Source organism: Rhodoferax sp. P1_F3, assembly GCF_056405715.1.
On the sequence record NZ_JBFUBO010000002.1, the window covers coordinates 41,179 to 57,874 of the forward strand.

Here is a 16,696-nt window from a genome sequence, read left to right on the forward strand (position 1 = left end):
TCAGTTGATCTTCACCATGCCACCTTTGAGGGTCAGCATGCCGCCACCATCGACCGTTTGTGTCGCAGACGCTTTGTTGTTGACCATAGCACCTTCGTTGTCCAGCGTGGTACCGGCTTTATTCTTAAGTCCGGTGCCGGCCTGGTTGGTCAGTTCGGTCCCTGCCTTGTTGGTCAGGGCAGTGCCCGCCTCATTGGTGAACGTGGTGCCGGCCTTGCTCGACACACTGCTGGCTGACTTGATGGTGATGGAGCCGGTCACATCAATCAGCAAGTCTCCCGTCACCTTGAGCTCGTATTTACCACTGACCACCTGCTTGAAATCCGCCTTGTTGGTATGTGTTTCGTTGCCGGTGATGGTCAATTCCCGGGTGCCCTTGACGTTGTGGGTCTCCTTGCCGGTCTGAACGTCCACCGTGCGGTCGCCTTTTTCCAGGGTGTGAACTTCGGCGCCCTTGTGCAGCGTGGTGGTCAGGTCGTTTTCGATCTCCACCTTCATGTCTTTCTGGGCGTGGAAATAAAACTCCTCGGAATCCTTTTTGTCTTCCATGCGCATCTCATTGCCGGCAGCGCCTTCTTTCGAGGAGCGCGACTTGATGGTGCTTTGGGTCTGCATAGAAGGCAGGGCCACCGGTGGCGCGTTCTCGGCGTTGTAGACGCTGCCCGTCACCAGCGGGCGGTCCGGGTCACCGTCCACAAAGCTGATCACGACTTCCTGTCCTATCCGAGGCAAGAACAGGCTGCCCCAGCCCTTGCCGGCCCATGACTGCGCAACCCGCACCCAACAAGAACTCTTGTCATCCTTGGCGCCCAACCGGTCCCAGTGGAACTGCACCTTGATACGCCCATGTTCATCCGTCCAGATTTCCTCTCCCGACGGTCCGACCACAAAGGCCGTCTGGCTGCCTGACACCCGTGGCAAGGCGGTGTGCCGCGGAGTGCGGTACGGCACCGTGGCGTCAAACGCTTCAAACGCATTGCAATACTGCGCCGCACTGGCCCAGTGCGTCACCGAACGCAATACCAGTGCCGTGTTCAGCGCGGTACGGGGGTGCTCCGTCAGGTTGAATTTGGTGCCCGCCGTCAGCGGATAGCTGTAGCTGGTGCCACGACAGATCACGCCCTGGTTCTGGCTCGCCTGCGAACGCACCGTAGCGCGCTGAGTGCCGTCCGCAGCGACGGCATGGTTGCCAGGGTAGACAAACTGTTTGCCTTTGCCGAGGGTGCCGTCCACTTCGGCTTTCAGCGCCGTGGTGGGTGTGAGGTAATTGAAATCACCGAACTCGAACTTCTGGGACACCAGCCGGCTCTCCAGCTCTAGCTGGTTAACGATGGTCATGCGCCGGCGGCCATCCTGGTCCGGAAAATACTTCAGGTCGGTGGCATCAGTACACGCCTTGTGCGCGCTAGCGGCATCCGCCAGCACCATGGTGTGCACGCCATCGGCAAATGTGAAGAAGTAGAAGATGCCTTCTTCCTCCATCAACCGTGCGATGAAATCGAAGGCGGTCTCGTCGTACTGGACGCAGTATTCCCGAATGCCGTAGGTGCCGGTGAGCTTGGCGTCAAACACCACAGTGAAGTCCCCCAGCACTTCCTTAATGATGTCGGCCGCTGTCTTCTTCTGGTAGATCTTGCGGTCGCGGCTGAGCGTCAACAGCCACAGGGTGGGCACCATCTCTGCAGTGTAGAAGGAGAATGCATCGTCCCCTCCAGCATGCAGAAAGCGCGAGGCGATGCCGCTGAAGTAGCGTTTCGGCCCTTTGGGCACCTGGAGTTTGACCGTCATGGTCGCGCCGAGGATAGTGGCCGGGTCCAGCGTCGCCTTGGCCGCGCGCATCGTCAGCGAAAATTTGAACGGCTGCGAGACCGCCTCCACGCCATGAAAGGTATCCAGAATCAAGGCATCCGCTCCGAATGGCGTGGTCACGCTCATCACGGAGTTCTGTTGGGTAAAGCCTTCACGCATTGCCTGTCAGTCCTCGGATGTCAGCGCAAAGTCGAACTGAAACTGGTCCGTGCCATCCAGTCGCACAACCACGGCATTGAAATCATCCGCCGTGGCAATGCACTCCAGCACGCGCCGCGACAACTCCGGCAGCAAGGCATGCGACAGGATGTGATCCACATTGCGGGCACCACTGTCAACCTCGGTACAGCGGGCGACGATGGCATCTTCCACCTCTGCCCCCCAGGCCAGCACGGCCTTGTGGTTGCTGGCAAAACGCAGCGCCAGTTTGTCCAGTTTGAGCCGCACGATGGCGCGTATCTGCGCATCCCCCAGCGGGTAATACGGCACCAGGGTCAAGCGGCCCAAAAAGGCCGGCGAGAACTGCCGTAGCAATTCGGGGCGCAGCGCGTCCACCAATGCACTGGCAGACGGCCGCGCGTTGCCCGCGCAGGCCTGGGTAATAACGTCCTGTGCCGCGTTGGATGTCAACAGAATAAGCGTGTTCTTGAAATCAATCTGCACGCCTTCGCCGTCTTCCATCGTACCTTTGTCAAACACCTGGAAGAACAACTCCAGCACATCCGGGTGGGCTTTCTCCATTTCGTCCAGCAACACCACGCTGTACGGCCGGCGCCGCACCGCCTCGGTCAGCACACCGCCCTTCCCATAGCCGACGTAGCCGGGCGGCGCACCCTTGAGGTTGGAGACCGAATGTGCCTCCTGGAACTCCGACATGTTCACGGTCACCATGTTGCGGTCACCGCCGTACATCAGATCAGCAAGCGCATAGGCCGTTTCCGTCTTGCCCACCCCGCTCGGACCTACCAGCATAAAGACGCCTACTGGCTTACCCGGGTCATCCAGGTCCGCGCGAGACGTGCGCACCCGCCGCGCAATGGCATCCAGCGCGGCATCCTGCCCCACCACCCGCTCGGCCAAACGCTCCTTGAGGTGCAGCACGGTGTGCAATTCGTCCGCCAGCACCTTGCCAATCGGGATGCCGGTCCAACCCGACACCACCGCCGCCACCGCCGCAGAATCCACGTAGACGGGGACGAGGGGTTCATCACTGCGGATGGCTTCCAGCCCCTTCTCAAGCCGTACCAGATTGGCGGAGGTCCATCCCGCATCTTCACCACTATCGACTGTGGTGTTCGCATCCGCCTGCTGGGCAAGACGACGACGCAGCACAATGATCTCCGCAACAGCCCTTTTTTCTTCAGCCAACTTCTCGTCTAGCCGTTCCTTGTCCTGCTTGTACCGGGCGATCTCGGCCGTCAGACTCTGAATCGCACTGGCATGGTCTCTGCCCGCAGCGCTCTCGCGCCGGTAGATGCGCAACTGAACTTCGGCATTTGCAATCTCACGTTCCAGATTTTCCAGCTCCGGCGGCAAGCCGCTCTGCCCGACCGCTACGCGGGCGCACGCCGTGTCAAGCACGCTGATGGCCTTGTCCGGCAACTGGCGGCCGGTGATATAGCGATGGGAAAGCTTGACAGCATCACGAACGGCATCGTCCACGATCTCCACGTTATGGTGCTTCTCCAACGTGGCCACCATGCCGCGCAGCATCTCGATCGCGACCTCTTCCGTGGGCTCATCGACTTTGACCACCTGAAACCGCCGCGCCAAGGCTGGGTCACGCTCCACATACTTCTTGTATTCAGCCCAGGTAGTCGCAGCGATGGTGCGCAATTCTCCCCGTGCCAGCGCAGGTTTCAGCAGGTTGGCGGCATCGCCCTGACCTTCCGCTCCACCCGCACCAATCAGCTGGTGGGCTTCGTCAATGAACAGGATGATGGGTTGCGCCGACGCCTTGACTTCGTGGATGACAGACTTCAAGCGATTCTCGAACTCACCCTTGATGCCAGCCCCGGCCTGGAGCAGCGCCAAGTCGAGTGAGCGCACCGACACATTTTGCAGCGCAGCGGGCACCAGCCCTTGCACCACACGCTGCGCAAAACCTTCCACTACGGCGGTTTTGCCAACGCCAGCTTCGCCCGTGAGAATCGGGTTGTTCTGGCGTCGCCGCAGCAACACATCGATGAGCTGGCGAATTTCGGCATCACGGCCACGGATGGGATCAATCTGCCCTTGCCGCGCCCATTCGGTCAGGTCCACGGTGTATTGATCCAGCGAAGGTGTGCTTCCCTGGGCACCCGAGCGACTCGGCATCTGCGCTGGTGCCGCAGAACCAGCCGCGGCCGGCATCGCGCTGCCAGCAGTATTGCCCTGCTGGCTACGGCTGTCCTCGCTGGAGCCACGCAACCATTCGGACAGGCCATTGCGCAAAGATTCACGCGGGATTTGCAATAGTCCAGGCGCCGACTCCAACAACACGCCGCGCAGGGCGTCCACCTCCAAAGCGGCCAGTAGAACTGTTCCGGAGCGGATCCGTTGTTCGCCCAGAAGCATGGAGCTCAACAACCAGGCTTCCTGCAACAAAGGAGCCAAGTGGGGCGAGAGGGCCGGGGTTCGTGCATTGCCGCGCTTGAAATGGTCCATCGCCTGCTGCAACTGCTGCGCAATGGCATCGGGTTGGATCGCGAAGTGGGCCAGTAGCACCTTCCAGTCGGGCGCATTGCTGTCCATCAGCATGAAGAAAAAGTGCTCGACTTCGACGTTGTAATGGGTTTGTTGAACGCAAAGCTCGGCTGCACGCTCCAAAGCGCGCTTGCATTCCAGATTCAATTTGCCAAGAAGGGTGCGGGTGTCTATTTCCACGGTCAGGCGCCCTTCTTCATTGTGGTGCTGCCGCAGACTCAGCGAGCTTGAAGCGCACTGGTGGCAGATCCACCAAAGAGGCCGGCCGAGAAACCAACCAAGAAGTCCACCCCAGGCGCAAGGGCTGCTGGGCACTTAGCGCAGCACGCGGCAAGTCATCAGGTCGAACCTGCAACACGATTTCAACGTCGAGGTCTTGTGACAGGTAGCGGCGCACCATCCAACCCAGCAATGCGTGCTCGCTTCCTCCCTTTAGCAGTTGCTGCAAACGAGCCAGCCGCAGCCCATGGAATGTGATGCAAACACCGGCACTTTGATCCCAGACCCGTTGACCCAAAGCGGCCGAGCGACCAAGCCTGGGCGATCTCCCACGCCCACCAAGACGCATAACATCGGTGGGCTCCAGCAAACGCCAGCCACCGCAAAATTGCCTGGCCGAAGCACGCACGTCCAGGCGATGGGACAACATCGCCAGCAAGCCAGCGATCGACCGGGGTGCACCACCCAACAAGCCTGCGTGCTCAAGCCATCCAGCATCACCATCTGGCGCACGCACTCCAGCCTTCAGTCCCAGTGCGCTAAGTGCATCCAGACAGGATGCCAGTGGTGAAGCAGCTGGAGCTAGGCCATTGAGCCCCATGTTGTGCTTCTTGCGGCTACGGTACAGAAAGGCCAGAAAGCGGTGATTGAAGATATCGAGAAAGTCTGCTGTGGCGTAGTCACGTGCGGCATTGCGCTCTAACACCATCTCGGTAAATGGCAGTGGCAGCGGACCATGCGCTCCTGCAAGCGACAACACGGGTGTGCGCAAGACAAACGGCTCACTCTCCGAACCGTCCCCGCTCACTTTGCTGACGTCGCTAGCCTGAAAACCCAGGGAGACCACTGCACGCAAACGCACAGGCAGCTGCATCGCATCGCGCTGCAGCGTTGGCTCATCCGCACGGACTTCACGCTCCAGCAGGCTGATGGCCTGAAAGAGGTTATAGCCTTGCGGCTTAGCCATCAGTCCTTGGACTAGAGAACCAGTTGGCGGCCGCTCATCGGTTCCCATTGTTTCCATATCTCATCACCGCGGTATACCCGCAATTGCACAAATGAATTGACCGACGTGTACAAGGCAAAAAAGCGTGCCAGCGCCGCTGACATGAGCAGGCGCGACCCGCCTACGAAGGCCTCTTCATCAAACTCAAGAGAGATCTCCGTGCCCCTGCAGTACCCGCGCCAAGCCTCGGTCCCAATATGGCCCGTAACACTGCGCGCCTTCAAACTGCGGATGCCACGGATCTGCTCATGGTCACGCGTGCTATCGGAGGCAAAGAGCCCCAGCATCTCACGCAGCTGGTCTTTGCCAGTGGAACCATCCACCAACGATTGGTGACTCAAGGTCAAGAGCGAGACCAACCGCCAGAGCGTTTCGCTTCCCAGCGGCGGGTTGCGCTGCGAGGTGGGCTCATACAGGCAGCGTACGGCGGCGGTGTCAGAGATACCTTCCGCCACCATGCGCGCGTTGCGCGGAACCTGCTCAGCCAACCGCCGGTTGGTGCACAACACATTCGCATAAACCACCGGTTGCGGCGGTGTCGTCAGCGACTTGCTTTGATCGACAAATGAAAGGAACACGTCGGTACCGGAGATATCACGACGCAAACTTTGCTCTCGTCGGGCAGACCAATAGCAGGCCGGGGCACCCGTTCGCGCGTGGCTCAGCGCTGCGAAACTCGGCACAACAACAGGGCGTTGCGCGTTCGGATCGGATGCCGTGACCGACACAATGGAATGCACTTCTGTACTGGCTTCGCGCTGGCGGTCTGCCACCAGGCGGTATTCATAGTGCTTCTGATCGATCAACAACGGTTCACTGGTTCGCGGAAACAGGTTGATGATGGGCGTGCATCCCAGTTGAAATTGGTCCGCATCAATGGCGGCAATTCCTCGCGCAGGCTGCCCCATCACCAGACGAACCTCAAAGCGCCGTCCCTTGCCCAATCTGCCGCGCAGATTGCAAAGATCGAAGAAGTGAAATTTATTCGGAAACGCAAAATATTCCTGCATCAACCCATACGCGGGCTGTGCGTTGGGCGGTAGCGGCAACACATTCTCATCCTCGCCATAGCCCACTTCGCGCCATGAGTTCGCAGGAAGGAATCTAGTCGGTTCGCCCTCCGGCGTGAGGCTCGCGGCTGCCACCTCGGCCACCAAGAACTCGTACAACGGAATCGTCGTCATCCAGTCGCCGTGCAGGTGGATGCGCAGAGAGTCGATTTCCAGTTCAGAAAAATCTGAATCCGCACCGCACTCAAAGGTCAGTCGCACCGCATTGCTACCGCCTTCCAGAACTGCCGCTGTCACACTAACGGGCCACAATACCGAATGCCAAGCCGTGCGGAAACGGCATTGCTGACCATCCGATGCATTGGCATAGAGCGCCGAATGCTGGGGCACTTGAAAACCGGAGGTGACCTTGCCCTGTGTCGGGTCCAGCTGGAATTGCGCGACGGACATGGAAGGCACCGGCTGCACCAGTGATGGACACAGGTTGTCCAGTAATGCAGCAGCGACTTGGGGAAACTCGCGGTCCAGGTCCTGGTGCACGCGCGCGGCCAAAAAGGCGACGGACTCAATGAGCCGCTCGGTGTGCGGATCCAATGACTCGGAGCCATGCAAGGCCAGACTGGACGCCACCTTGGGGTAGCGCGCCGCAAAGTCGGAGCCTTGCTCGCGCAAATATGTCAGTTCACGCTTGTAGTACTGGAGCAGATCGCTGTGTATGACTTCAGCCACCGTCAATTCGCCTTTGCCAAGCCACCATGGCGTGGATCAATTTGAAGTTCAAAGTTCAGGGGACGCAACTTCATGTCGATGGTGACCGCTCCGCTGATTGCCACCCGAGTCGTCGCATCCGTTGCAGACGCGGTAGCTCGTACCATTACATTTTTCAAACGAGGTTCGTACAGGGCAATCGCTTTGGCAATTGCCGACTGCAGCAAGTCCAGGTCGGACTGCGAACGCGATGACAGGGCAGACATATCCGGTATGCCGTAGTCCAGCGTGGTGCCTCTGCTCTCCAGAAACTCGCGCACCGCCAATCTGGACCGGGTGTTCAACAAGCGCGAAAGCTCCCGCCCAATCGAAAGCTCAAGCTGCGCCGGCGACATGACCTGCCCGAATTGGCCGGAGTCACCGCCTTGCAAGCGTTCGAAAAGCGGGATGCTGGCACCGCGGATGAGTTCTGCCATTCAAGAAATCCCTCATCCGAATAGTGGGTGCTAGACGTCCCGCAAGACGCTCGCCTTTGCTTAGCCGCCTGCTGCGGATTTGTTCTCGCGTGTCTTCATGTCCCACGAGAAGTTGGCCGTACCTTCGGCAGTACCTTCGGGCTTCTGCTTCGTGTACGTTGCATCGATCGCAGTGAAATTGATACTGAAACTTTCATGGGGCAGGTCGCCGTGACCAGAGCCGGATGTCGAGATGCTCGAAATCATTGCGTCACTCAAGGTGTAGTTCACCAACTCCAATTGCTCGTCGCCATCCGTACGAGTCACGGTCAGAATGACTTCCCCAAGATTCTTGTTGCCAGCACACGCCTCCGCAAGCAACAAAGAAGCAACGTCCATGGTTTTTGAACAGTTCATTTCGGAAATCTGTACACCACCGCTTGTGCGTTCGCTATTACCAGCATTGGACGTCAATGAGTTTGCCACCCCCAAACTAAAGGAGTCGAGCATGATCCAGTCTTCATACCCTTTTTCTGTGCAATTGCCGCTAATGGTGTCAATACTTAGGTACAACATAAATGATCCAAACAGGTTGAGTTAATCAAAAAGGCTTCAGACAGCAGGTGCTGGCAAATCCGCCACCAGACGGATGGATGCAGTCAACTCTTCCATTTGGAAATGCGGACGCAGGAACACTACTGCACGGAAAGCGCCTGGCTTGCCGGGCACTTCCGATACATCGATGCGCGCTTGGTTAAGTGGGAAGCGTGCCTTCATGGCTTGCGGCGCCCCCTCGTTGATCAACACATACGCCGAGATCCAGTTGTTCAGGTAGATCTCTACCTCGCCACGCGTCTGGAAGCTGCCGACCTTGTCGCGCATGATGACTTTGAGATAGTGCGCGAAGCGGGAGGCCGCCAGCACATAGGGCAGACGGGCCGACAACTGGGAATTGGAATTCGCAGCGTCCTTGTCATACAGCTTGGGCTTGTTGACGGTTTGGCCACCAAAGAACGCTGCAAAGTTGGAGCCTTTGGAATTGACGATGGCAATGAAACCCAGATCGTTGAGTTCCTTTTCGCGGCGATCGGTAATCAGCACTTCGGTCGGGCACTTCAGCACTACATCGCCTTCATCGGTCTTGAAGGCGTGGGCAGTCATGCCCTCGACTTTGCCACCTCCCTCTACACCGCGAATGGCGGTAGACCATCCGTACTGGGCATAGGCATCGGTAATTCGCAAACCCAGCTGGTACGCAGAGTTGGCCCACAGGTACTTGGAGTGGTCTTTGCCATCCACGTCTTCTTCAAAATTGAAGTTGTCCACCGGGATAGTCTTGGCACCATAAGGCAGGCGCGCGGCATAGCTTGGCAGCACCAGAGAGACATAACGCGAATCTTCCGAGTCGCGGAAACCACGCCACGTGGCCAGTTCTGCACTTTCGAAAATCTTGGAGAGGTCGCGCGGAACACCCAGCTCGGTGAACGACTTCATGTCGAACAAGGCGGGGGCTGCGGCTGCAATGAAGGGCGCATGGGCCGCTGCAGCCACTTTGGAGATGCGCTCCAACAAAGCCAAATCTTGCGGATGGCGGCCGAATTGGTAGTCACCGATCAGCAGCGAGTAGGGATGGCCGCCGAAGGTGCCATATTCTTCCTCGTAGACCTTCTTGAAGAGCACGCTCATGTCGTGGTCCACCGCAGACTCCAGATCCTTGAGCAGTTCCTTTTTGGTCACATTCAGCAGGCGCAGCTTCAGGCGCGTGCTGGTTTCCGTGCCGAACACCATATCGTGCAGGCCGCGCCACGAAGCTTCCAGTTTCTGGAACGCGCTGTCGTGCATGATGGCGTTGAGCTGGTCAGAGAGCAGCGTGTCGATCTCTGCAATCCGCTCGTTGATCATCGCAACGACGCCCTTGTCCGGACTGGTTTTCATACCTTCGTCCAGGATCTGCGAGGCAAACTGGCCGATCAATTTCTTTGCATAGGGGTTTTGCGAAGGCTCCACCGCCATATTGCCCTCCACCACGATGCGGTCCAGAAGACCCAGTTCGCTGGTGGTGCCGGCGGCGCCTGCGCCACCCGTTTCTTGTGTAGTTGCCATGTCAATCACCGTTCCAAATGTTGAAGTACGTGCGCTTGCACGAACCTAAAAGCTGTTAAGACGAAGAGGCGTCCGACGCGGGCGCATCGGCATTGGCCTGGGACTGGATCGTTTTGAGCTCTTCCGTGCTTTGGACGATGTTTTCAAGGAGACTGTCGAGCTCGTCGTTACCGTCGAGCTTGGCCAGCAAGTCGCGCAATTGCTGGCGCGCTTCCAGCAATTTAGCCAGACGGGGGACCTGACGAACAATGGCTTCAGGATGGAAATCGTCGTACTCTTTGAAATTGAGCTCGACCTTGATATTGCCTTCACCCTTCATCGCATCGGGGACGGAGAGATCCAGACGGGGAGCGATTTTGGCCATGATGCCATTGAAGTTGTCGCGGTCGATTTCGACAAACCGGCGATCTTTCATTTTGGGCAGTGCAATGGCTGGCTGACCGGACAGGTCGGCCAACAAGCCCACCACCATGGGCAGCTCTTTCTTTTCTACCGCGTCGCCAATTTCAACGTCATATGTGATTTGAACCCGTGGTGGACGGTTGCGACCCACCCAATTTTGCAAACTATCAGACATAAATTCCCCTCAAAAAGGTTAAAAAACGTAGTCACAAGGGACCGCAATCGTCACCACAACAATATGAAGCGCAAAAACGCAGCATCCAAGGAGGGGCTTTGTACACCACTATTCCTTGCTATGCAACTAATAGTAACTATTAAAACATCGTGCGGCATTTGTAACAAGGCCGAATGCTGCGAATTCGATAGCAAAACCGCGGAATACTCCGCCTATTTCCTATTTCAATAGCGTATATCCAATGCTAAAGTGGCCCGCTGACGCACTTGGAGGGCGGAATGCCAACCCCAGCAGACGAAATACGTTTCACAACACTTACACATGGTGTGGAAGAGAAGGTAAAAGCAGGCCAGTCCATCACCATTGGACGGAACGACACCGCCAGGCGCATTGGGCGTTACCTTGACACGCAAAAGCGGTTCATGGCCATGAACGCCACCACGTTCATACTGACCGCCACCATTGCAGTACTCGGTGGTCCGATTGCGGCGGCCGTGGCTTTGGCAGGTAGCGTGGTCGGACTGGGACTCAGTACCGCCTGGGACCGATGGTCCAGGAGTCGATCCAAGGGCAAGTACGAAAAGAAAAAGAAGGCCGGGCTGACCCTGATGACGACCGAGACCATCCAGGGTACCAAGAGCGATGGAACGCCGGACCCGTTTGAATCCAAAAAGCTCAACGAAGGGTATTCCGAGGTCGTGGACGACGTCAAAAACATGCTCTCCAAGCAGGGCCTGACCGATGTTTACAACGCCTTGGCGAATCTGGACGTCGACTTCTTGCGGCTCAAGAAATTCATCTCCTCCCCCAAGATCGAAGGCGCCTGGACACAGGGTACGTTTGGCGCCACACGTGCCGGAAACCAGGGCCCTGCTGGCAATGTCCGACTGCTGCACTGCAACGATGCGGTGGAACTGTGGGAAACCATGAAACTGGTCGACAACCGCTTTGAGACCCTGCGCGAAACGGCCGCGATGATCGACGAGTTCATCATGTACACCGCGTTGGTGACGAGTCAGTATGAAGCGGATGAGCGCAAACTCTTGAAGCAAGCTTGGCAAATCATTCAGCGCAACCATACGTCAAGAAATACCGTCAATTGCAAGGGAATCTACGACACGTTCAACAACGCGATCAAGCGCGAGGGTATCCAACACTACGCAGGACGGCACCTGGGGCGCACCAAGGACTACGCTGAATGGATCTACCAAATGATCCCGGACTACATCAAGGACGCGTGGCCCCAAAGCCTGCAAACCGACATGGCGCTGGAACTTCTACGACGCACCAACAAAGACAAATTTGAGAAGGTGAAGAATGACATCGTCGTGAAGTACATCGCCGAGCAGAAAAAAGCCTATCTGCAAGCTGGCTATCAAATCACCAAGGACATGTCCAAGGAATACCTGGCCGCCGTCGTGGCTATTCCCGACGTTCCAAGCTCGTGGGGCGACGCTGCGGTTACCGCGGGATCAACCGTCAAAGGCGTGGGCATCACCGTGGGCAGCGCGTTTCTGACGAGCTTTCTGAATGGCACCCAGTCAGAAGCATGGCAGATTAAATATGCGGGTGCTGACGCCGAAGACCTTGCCGAGGCTGCCACTCAAACCAATGCCCAGGGCAACCAGGATACGGCGAAGAGCTTGCTGGATCCAGTCACTTTTTCCAAAGGATTTACGGCGCAGCATGGCATGGCGATTGCCACCGCGGTTGTAAAGGTTGCCGTGGAAGTGGCGAATGCTGCCTGGAACGAGCATAAATTGGCGACCGGCAAAACATTGGGGCTTACCGGCATGCGCCAGCAATCCGTAGGCGAACGCATTGGCACACTCCGCACTTTCGCCAAGCAGGAGATCGACGACTACATCTCCAACCTGGAAGAGTGGGAAAAGGCGCACACGATATTGGAACAAGCCTCTTTTCCGGACAAGTTGTATGGCGCATTCCTGATGCACATGAAGTGCGTGACCGCAAAATACAGCAACCGTACCGGGCAGTTTTTTGAGGAGTTCGTTTCGATCGCCAACGAAATGTCCATGACCGCAGAAAACTACACCGGATTGGCAGAGGAAGCTGTCAAGAAATTCGTGGCAACTACCAACCATTCCCGTACTTGCCGAGGCAACAAGTATTGCTATGGACCCGCGTCAGATGCCCTCAAGGGCTGGCTCAACGAACTGGGTGCACTGGATGCCGGATTGGCCCAGGACTTGAGCAGCATACGCATTCCCGCCGGGTGGGAGAAGACACCTGCGCGGTCCATAGAAGGTGATGCGTTGGAACTCTACCGGGATGGATTCATCAGCACCCTGAAGTCGAAGGACTTGCGGCGGCGCGTCTGGGAAGCGCAGTATGGCGACGATTGAGCCGCACTCTTGGTCGAGGATTTCCTAGGGTATCGCCATGGACACTGTCTCCCAACTCCGGACGGACCTCACCAGCCTGCGCATGACGGTTGCCATTGACTCTGCCATGTTGCTGTCCGTGCTGCGGCGCATGCGCCCGGAACAATTGGCGCAGGCCTCGACCGACTTTCTGGAAGTGTGTGAGGGTCTGAGCATCAAGACCTTGTTTTCCGAGATGGATGACCATGCCATCCAAGCAGCTCAAAAACGCCGCGACTGGTGGGTGGGTTTGGTGGCGGAGCTATTGACCGATGAGGCTTTGGGCCAAAGCGCCACCCTTCCCACCAATCCACCACCAAACGAATAAGCGCGACGACTCAGGTGACAACAGCCCGTTTGGTCACATCCAGCATGCGGGAAGCCACTGCAGCCCCCAAAGCCATCACCAGGGACAGCGCCACATCAATATTCTGTTTGCGCAGATCGTCAAAGCGCGCGGGGGTCAGACTCCATACCCGGCATATGGTCATGGCCTGAACCGTGGCGTTGCGTTCCAACTGGGAAAAAAATGCGCCTTCGCCCACCACACTGCCAGCGCGAAGGGTGGCGACCACCACCTGTCCCGGATCTTTACTGTAGTGAATGCGCAAGGTGCCTGACTCCAGAAAATACACAGTACGATCCAAGGCGCCCATGGCGGTCAGGATATGGCCGCGCTGGATTGTCTCCACATCCAGATACCCAGCCAACACCTGCCAGGCGGGCACTGGCATGAACCGCGCCATCGAATCATCTGCGGGATTCGCTTGAATGGCCTTCAGCAACTCTGTAACGTCGGGGCTATCGGTCTTGAACAAAGATTTCAGTGTCGATTTCATGGATACGCGCAATGTGACGTAAATCATGCGCTATGGCAAGCTGGAGCGGCATGCCGACTGTTGCACGCGAACCTCAGTGCGCCGCAGCCCGCGTCAACCGGTCCCGCACCCCGTCCCATTCCGAAGCCTCCGGCGGCGCCTCCACCCAGATCAGCTTGACGCCCTGGGCATCCATCTCGCGCAGTTTGGCGAACAGCTCATGCGCTGCAGGCTGGGCGTGGTTGGGCATGCGGTGCGTGCTGACCAAGGGCGAGTGCACCTTGAGCGAGCTACGGTGGTACAGCGCGATGGTGGGGCGGGCGTCAGGCGCCTGGGCGCTGGCCAGCAGGTCCAGCGCGGCCTGCAGCGCCTTGGCATCCATCAGGCGCACGGTGGCGCTGGGGGCGTAATGCGATTCCAGGGTCCCAGAGGCCCGTGGCCCTAGTTGGTTCTGCGCATCCAGCTCCTCTTTTGATAGCAACTGACGGCCGCAGGCGGCCTCCACCTGCGCTGCCGTAATGGAACCCGGGCGCAACAACACCGGTGCGCCGCGCGTGCAGTCGATGATGGTGGACTCGATGCCTACCTCGCACGGGCCGCCATCCAAAATCAGTAAATCGTCACCAAACTCGCCGTGCACATGCTCGGCCGTGGTCGGGCTGACGCGGCCAAACTTGTTGGCGCTGGGGGCGGCAATGCCCCAGACCTCGGTCTCGCCCTCTGCGGGCTTGCGCAGCGCAGCCAACAGCGCCTGCGCCACCGGGTGCGCCGGGCAGCGCAGGCCGATACTGTTTTGCCCGCCCGCGGCAGCCTCGCCCATGCCGTCGCGGCGCGGCAGGATCAGCGTGAGCGGGCCCGGCCAGAAGGCCGACATGAGCTGTTGGGCAAAGGCCGGCACCTTGGTGCAGTAGTGCGCCACGCCGCCCATGCCACCGTCAAACGCCGCCACATGCACAATGAGAGGATGGTCGGCCGGGCGGCCCTTGGCGGTGAAGATCTTCCCGACGGCAATGGGGTCGGACGCATCGGCGCCCAGGCCATACACCGTCTCGGTTGGCAAGCCAATCAGGCCTCCAGCCCGCACCGTCTCTGCGGCAGCAGCTATGGAATCAGGAGCAAGCTCCACACCATCCGCGAACAGGTAGGCCGAAACAATCATGGTGCTGCGGCTCAGAACGCGGCGATGCCGAGGATGCGCGCCGCCTCCAGCGCCGTGGCACGCACCTGCGCCACCGTGGTACCGGTGATGTTCAGGTGACCCATCTTGCGGCCCTTCTTGGCGTGCAGCTTGCCGTACAGGTGCAGGTGGGTGCCGGGCAGGGCCAGTACGGCCGCCCAGTCGGGCACACCGCCATCGCGTCCTTCGTCCGGCCAAATGTCGCCCAGCAGGTTCAGCATGATGGCCGGGCTGTGCTGGCGTGGCTGCACCAGTGGCAAGCCCGCCAATGTGCGCACCTGCAGGTCAAACTGCGAGACATCGCAGGCATCCATGCTGTAGTGGCCGCTGTTGTGCGGGCGCGGCGCCATCTCGTTCACCACCAGGCCGCCCAGGCCGGTAGATGCGGGGTGGCTTTCGTCCAGCACAAAGAACTCCACGCACAACACGCCGACGTACTGCACGCCTTCTGCTATCGATTTTGCAGCAGCCACCGCACGTTCCACGAGGGCTAGCGGCATATTTCCTTCATACACCTCAGTCACGGCCAGAATACCGTCGCGGTGCAGGTTGCGCTGCACGGGCAGGTTCACACAGCTGCCGTCGGATGCGCGAGCCACGATGACCGAGCACTCCAGCGCCAGGGGCAGCATCTGCTCCAGCACACAGGACACGCCGCCCAGATCGGCCCAGGCGGCGGCCAGCTCGGCCGGCGTCTTCACACGGACCTGGCCCTTGCCGTCGTAGCCCATGCGCGCGGTTTTCAGGATGCCGGGCAAGAGCTTGGCGTCCGCGGCGGCGAGTTGCTCTGCCGTTTCAATCACTACATAGGGCGCGCAGGGCACGCCGCACTTCACAAAGTGCGCCTTCTCGGCCGCGCGGTCCTGGGCAATGGCCACGGCCGCACCACTGGGAGCGACGGAGCGGGTGTGCGCCAGTTGCTGCAGTGCCTGGGCCGGAACGTTCTCAAATTCGGTGGTGATAGCGGCCGACACCTCAGCCAGCCGGGCCAAGCCCGCGGGGTCGGTGTATTCAGTCTGGATGTGGTGGTGGCTGATGCGGCCCGCCGGACTGTTGGTGTCTGGGTCCAGCACTGCGGTGAAAAAACCCATCTGCTGCGCGGCGTGGGCAAACATGCGACCCAGCTGGCCACCGCCCATGACGCCCAATGTCACCTCTTTGGGCCCGCCCAGTGCCAAGATGTCGGACTTCCCCATCATTGCTCGCTTCCAGTAATCGGCAAAGTCATGCTTTGGGCTTTTTCGGTCTGGTCGCGGCGAAAGGCCTCCAGCTTCATGCGCATGTCCGCGTTATTCACAGCCAGCATGGCCACGGCAAACAGCGCCGCGTTGGCCGCCCCGGCGGCGCCAATGGCAAAGGTGGCCACGGGAATGCCCTTGGGCATTTGCACGATGCTGTGCAGCGAGTCCACACCCGACAACGCTTTACTCTGCACCGGCACGCCCAGCACGGGCACCGTGGTTTTGGCCGCCAGCATGCCCGGCAGGTGGGCTGCCCCGCCAGCACCAGCGATGATGGCCTGCAGACCACGCTCGGCCGCCAATTCGGCATAGACAAACATGTCATCGGGCATGCGGTGGGCGGAAACCACCCGGGCTTCAAAGCCAATGCCAAACTGCTGGAGAATATCGACTGCGTGCTGCATGGTGTCCCAATCCGAGCTGGAACCCATGACGACGCCGATTTGAATGGTTTTCATAGTGCTGAAATGCGCTTTGCAGAGCGCCAGGTGGACTGGCGGCGCA

General features: G+C 59.0%; 14 protein-coding genes. 2 read left to right on the top strand and 12 right to left on the bottom strand.

Going from position 1 to position 16,696, the window contains the following annotated elements; all coding sequences use genetic code 11:
- Genes AC1DZ5_RS02860 through tssB form a run of 8 tightly spaced genes read right to left on the bottom strand, consistent with a single transcriptional unit; the run spans position 1 to position 10,572 of the window.
- Positions 1-1,968 carry a type VI secretion system Vgr family protein gene (locus tag AC1DZ5_RS02860; protein WP_477885870.1) on the bottom strand — a complete coding sequence of 656 codons (1,968 nt, stop codon included), beginning with the start codon at positions 1,966-1,968 and terminating at the stop codon, positions 1-3.
- A gap of 6 nt (positions 1,969-1,974) precedes the next feature.
- Positions 1,975-4,674, bottom strand: coding sequence for a type VI secretion system ATPase TssH (gene tssH, locus AC1DZ5_RS02865; protein WP_477885872.1), 2,700 nt, complete (start codon positions 4,672-4,674; stop codon positions 1,975-1,977).
- Between the two features lie 16 nt (positions 4,675-4,690).
- Positions 4,691-5,737, bottom strand: a complete 1,047-nt coding sequence (gene tssG, locus AC1DZ5_RS02870; protein WP_477885874.1) for a type VI secretion system baseplate subunit TssG — start codon at positions 5,735-5,737, stop codon at positions 4,691-4,693.
- On the bottom strand, positions 5,692-7,458 hold the full coding sequence (gene tssF / locus AC1DZ5_RS02875; protein WP_477885876.1) for a type VI secretion system baseplate subunit TssF: 1,767 nt from the start codon (positions 7,456-7,458) through the stop codon (positions 5,692-5,694). Before tssF ends, tssG begins: the two co-directional genes overlap by 46 nt.
- Before the next feature lie 2 nt (positions 7,459-7,460).
- Positions 7,461-7,913 carry a type VI secretion system baseplate subunit TssE gene (tssE, locus tag AC1DZ5_RS02880; protein WP_477885878.1) on the bottom strand — a complete coding sequence of 151 codons (453 nt, stop codon included), beginning with the start codon at positions 7,911-7,913 and terminating at the stop codon, positions 7,461-7,463.
- A gap of 60 nt (positions 7,914-7,973) precedes the next feature.
- Complete coding sequence (locus AC1DZ5_RS02885; RefSeq protein ID WP_310343135.1) at positions 7,974-8,468, bottom strand: Hcp family type VI secretion system effector; 495 nt, start codon at positions 8,466-8,468, stop codon at positions 7,974-7,976.
- A gap of 36 nt (positions 8,469-8,504) precedes the next feature.
- Positions 8,505-9,995, bottom strand: a complete 1,491-nt coding sequence (gene tssC, locus AC1DZ5_RS02890; RefSeq protein ID WP_310343137.1) for a type VI secretion system contractile sheath large subunit — start codon at positions 9,993-9,995, stop codon at positions 8,505-8,507.
- A gap of 55 nt (positions 9,996-10,050) precedes the next feature.
- Complete coding sequence (gene tssB / locus AC1DZ5_RS02895) at positions 10,051-10,572, bottom strand: type VI secretion system contractile sheath small subunit (protein ID WP_310343140.1); 522 nt, start codon at positions 10,570-10,572, stop codon at positions 10,051-10,053.
- A 278-nt stretch (positions 10,573-10,850) separates the two neighbouring features.
- On the opposite strand from tssB, the gene AC1DZ5_RS02900 reads away from it, so the two are divergent.
- Together AC1DZ5_RS02900 and AC1DZ5_RS02905 are read left to right on the top strand one after the other, a co-directional pair.
- The gene (locus tag AC1DZ5_RS02900) at positions 10,851-12,938 is read left to right on the top strand and encodes a hypothetical protein (protein ID WP_477885882.1); all 2,088 of its coding nucleotides are present in this window, start codon (positions 10,851-10,853) and stop codon (positions 12,936-12,938) included.
- 37 nt (positions 12,939-12,975) lie between these two features.
- Positions 12,976-13,284, top strand: a complete 309-nt coding sequence (locus AC1DZ5_RS02905; protein WP_477885884.1) for a hypothetical protein — start codon at positions 12,976-12,978, stop codon at positions 13,282-13,284.
- A 10-nt stretch (positions 13,285-13,294) separates the two neighbouring features.
- Here AC1DZ5_RS02905 and AC1DZ5_RS02910 read toward each other — a convergent pair whose 3' ends face one another.
- The 4 genes from AC1DZ5_RS02910 to purE form a co-directional block, all read right to left on the bottom strand.
- A complete protein-coding gene (locus AC1DZ5_RS02910) occupies positions 13,295-13,795 on the bottom strand; it encodes a Crp/Fnr family transcriptional regulator (RefSeq protein WP_477885886.1) in 501 nt (166 codons plus the stop codon).
- 73 nt (positions 13,796-13,868) lie between these two features.
- Entirely contained in the window at positions 13,869-14,933 is a 1,065-nt protein-coding gene (locus tag AC1DZ5_RS02915; protein ID WP_477885888.1) for an L-threonylcarbamoyladenylate synthase, read from the bottom strand.
- A gap of 11 nt (positions 14,934-14,944) precedes the next feature.
- Complete coding sequence (locus tag AC1DZ5_RS02920; RefSeq protein ID WP_477885890.1) at positions 14,945-16,147, bottom strand: 5-(carboxyamino)imidazole ribonucleotide synthase; 1,203 nt, start codon at positions 16,145-16,147, stop codon at positions 14,945-14,947.
- Positions 16,147-16,650, bottom strand: a complete 504-nt coding sequence (gene purE / locus AC1DZ5_RS02925; RefSeq protein WP_477885892.1) for a 5-(carboxyamino)imidazole ribonucleotide mutase — start codon at positions 16,648-16,650, stop codon at positions 16,147-16,149. Before purE ends, AC1DZ5_RS02920 begins: the two co-directional genes overlap by 1 nt.
- Positions 16,651-16,696 lie beyond the last annotated feature (46 nt).

Bases quoted from the DNA above. Each gene is read 5' to 3' on its own strand.
- AC1DZ5_RS02885 (WP_310343135.1), bottom strand. From the start codon at position 8,468: ATGTTGTACCTAAGTATTGACACCATTAGCGGCAATTGCACAGAAAAA.
- tssC (WP_310343137.1), bottom strand. From the start codon at position 9,995: ATGGCAACTACACAAGAAACGGGTGGCGCAGGCGCCGCCGGCACCACC.
- tssE (WP_477885878.1), bottom strand. From the start codon at position 7,913: ATGGCAGAACTCATCCGCGGTGCCAGCATCCCGCTTTTCGAACGCTTG.
- AC1DZ5_RS02910 (WP_477885886.1), bottom strand. From the start codon at position 13,795: ATGAAATCGACACTGAAATCTTTGTTCAAGACCGATAGCCCCGACGTT.
- purE (WP_477885892.1), bottom strand. From the start codon at position 16,650: ATGAAAACCATTCAAATCGGCGTCGTCATGGGTTCCAGCTCGGATTGG.
- AC1DZ5_RS02860 (WP_477885870.1), bottom strand. From the start codon at position 1,968: ATGCGTGAAGGCTTTACCCAACAGAACTCCGTGATGAGCGTGACCACG.
- AC1DZ5_RS02905 (WP_477885884.1), top strand. From the start codon at position 12,976: ATGGACACTGTCTCCCAACTCCGGACGGACCTCACCAGCCTGCGCATG.
- AC1DZ5_RS02920 (WP_477885890.1), bottom strand. From the start codon at position 16,147: ATGGGGAAGTCCGACATCTTGGCACTGGGCGGGCCCAAAGAGGTGACA.
- AC1DZ5_RS02915 (WP_477885888.1), bottom strand. From the start codon at position 14,933: ATGATTGTTTCGGCCTACCTGTTCGCGGATGGTGTGGAGCTTGCTCCT.
- tssB (WP_310343140.1), bottom strand. From the start codon at position 10,572: ATGTCTGATAGTTTGCAAAATTGGGTGGGTCGCAACCGTCCACCACGG.
- AC1DZ5_RS02900 (WP_477885882.1), top strand. From the start codon at position 10,851: ATGCCAACCCCAGCAGACGAAATACGTTTCACAACACTTACACATGGT.
- tssG (WP_477885874.1), bottom strand. From the start codon at position 5,737: ATGGAAACAATGGGAACCGATGAGCGGCCGCCAACTGGTTCTCTAGTC.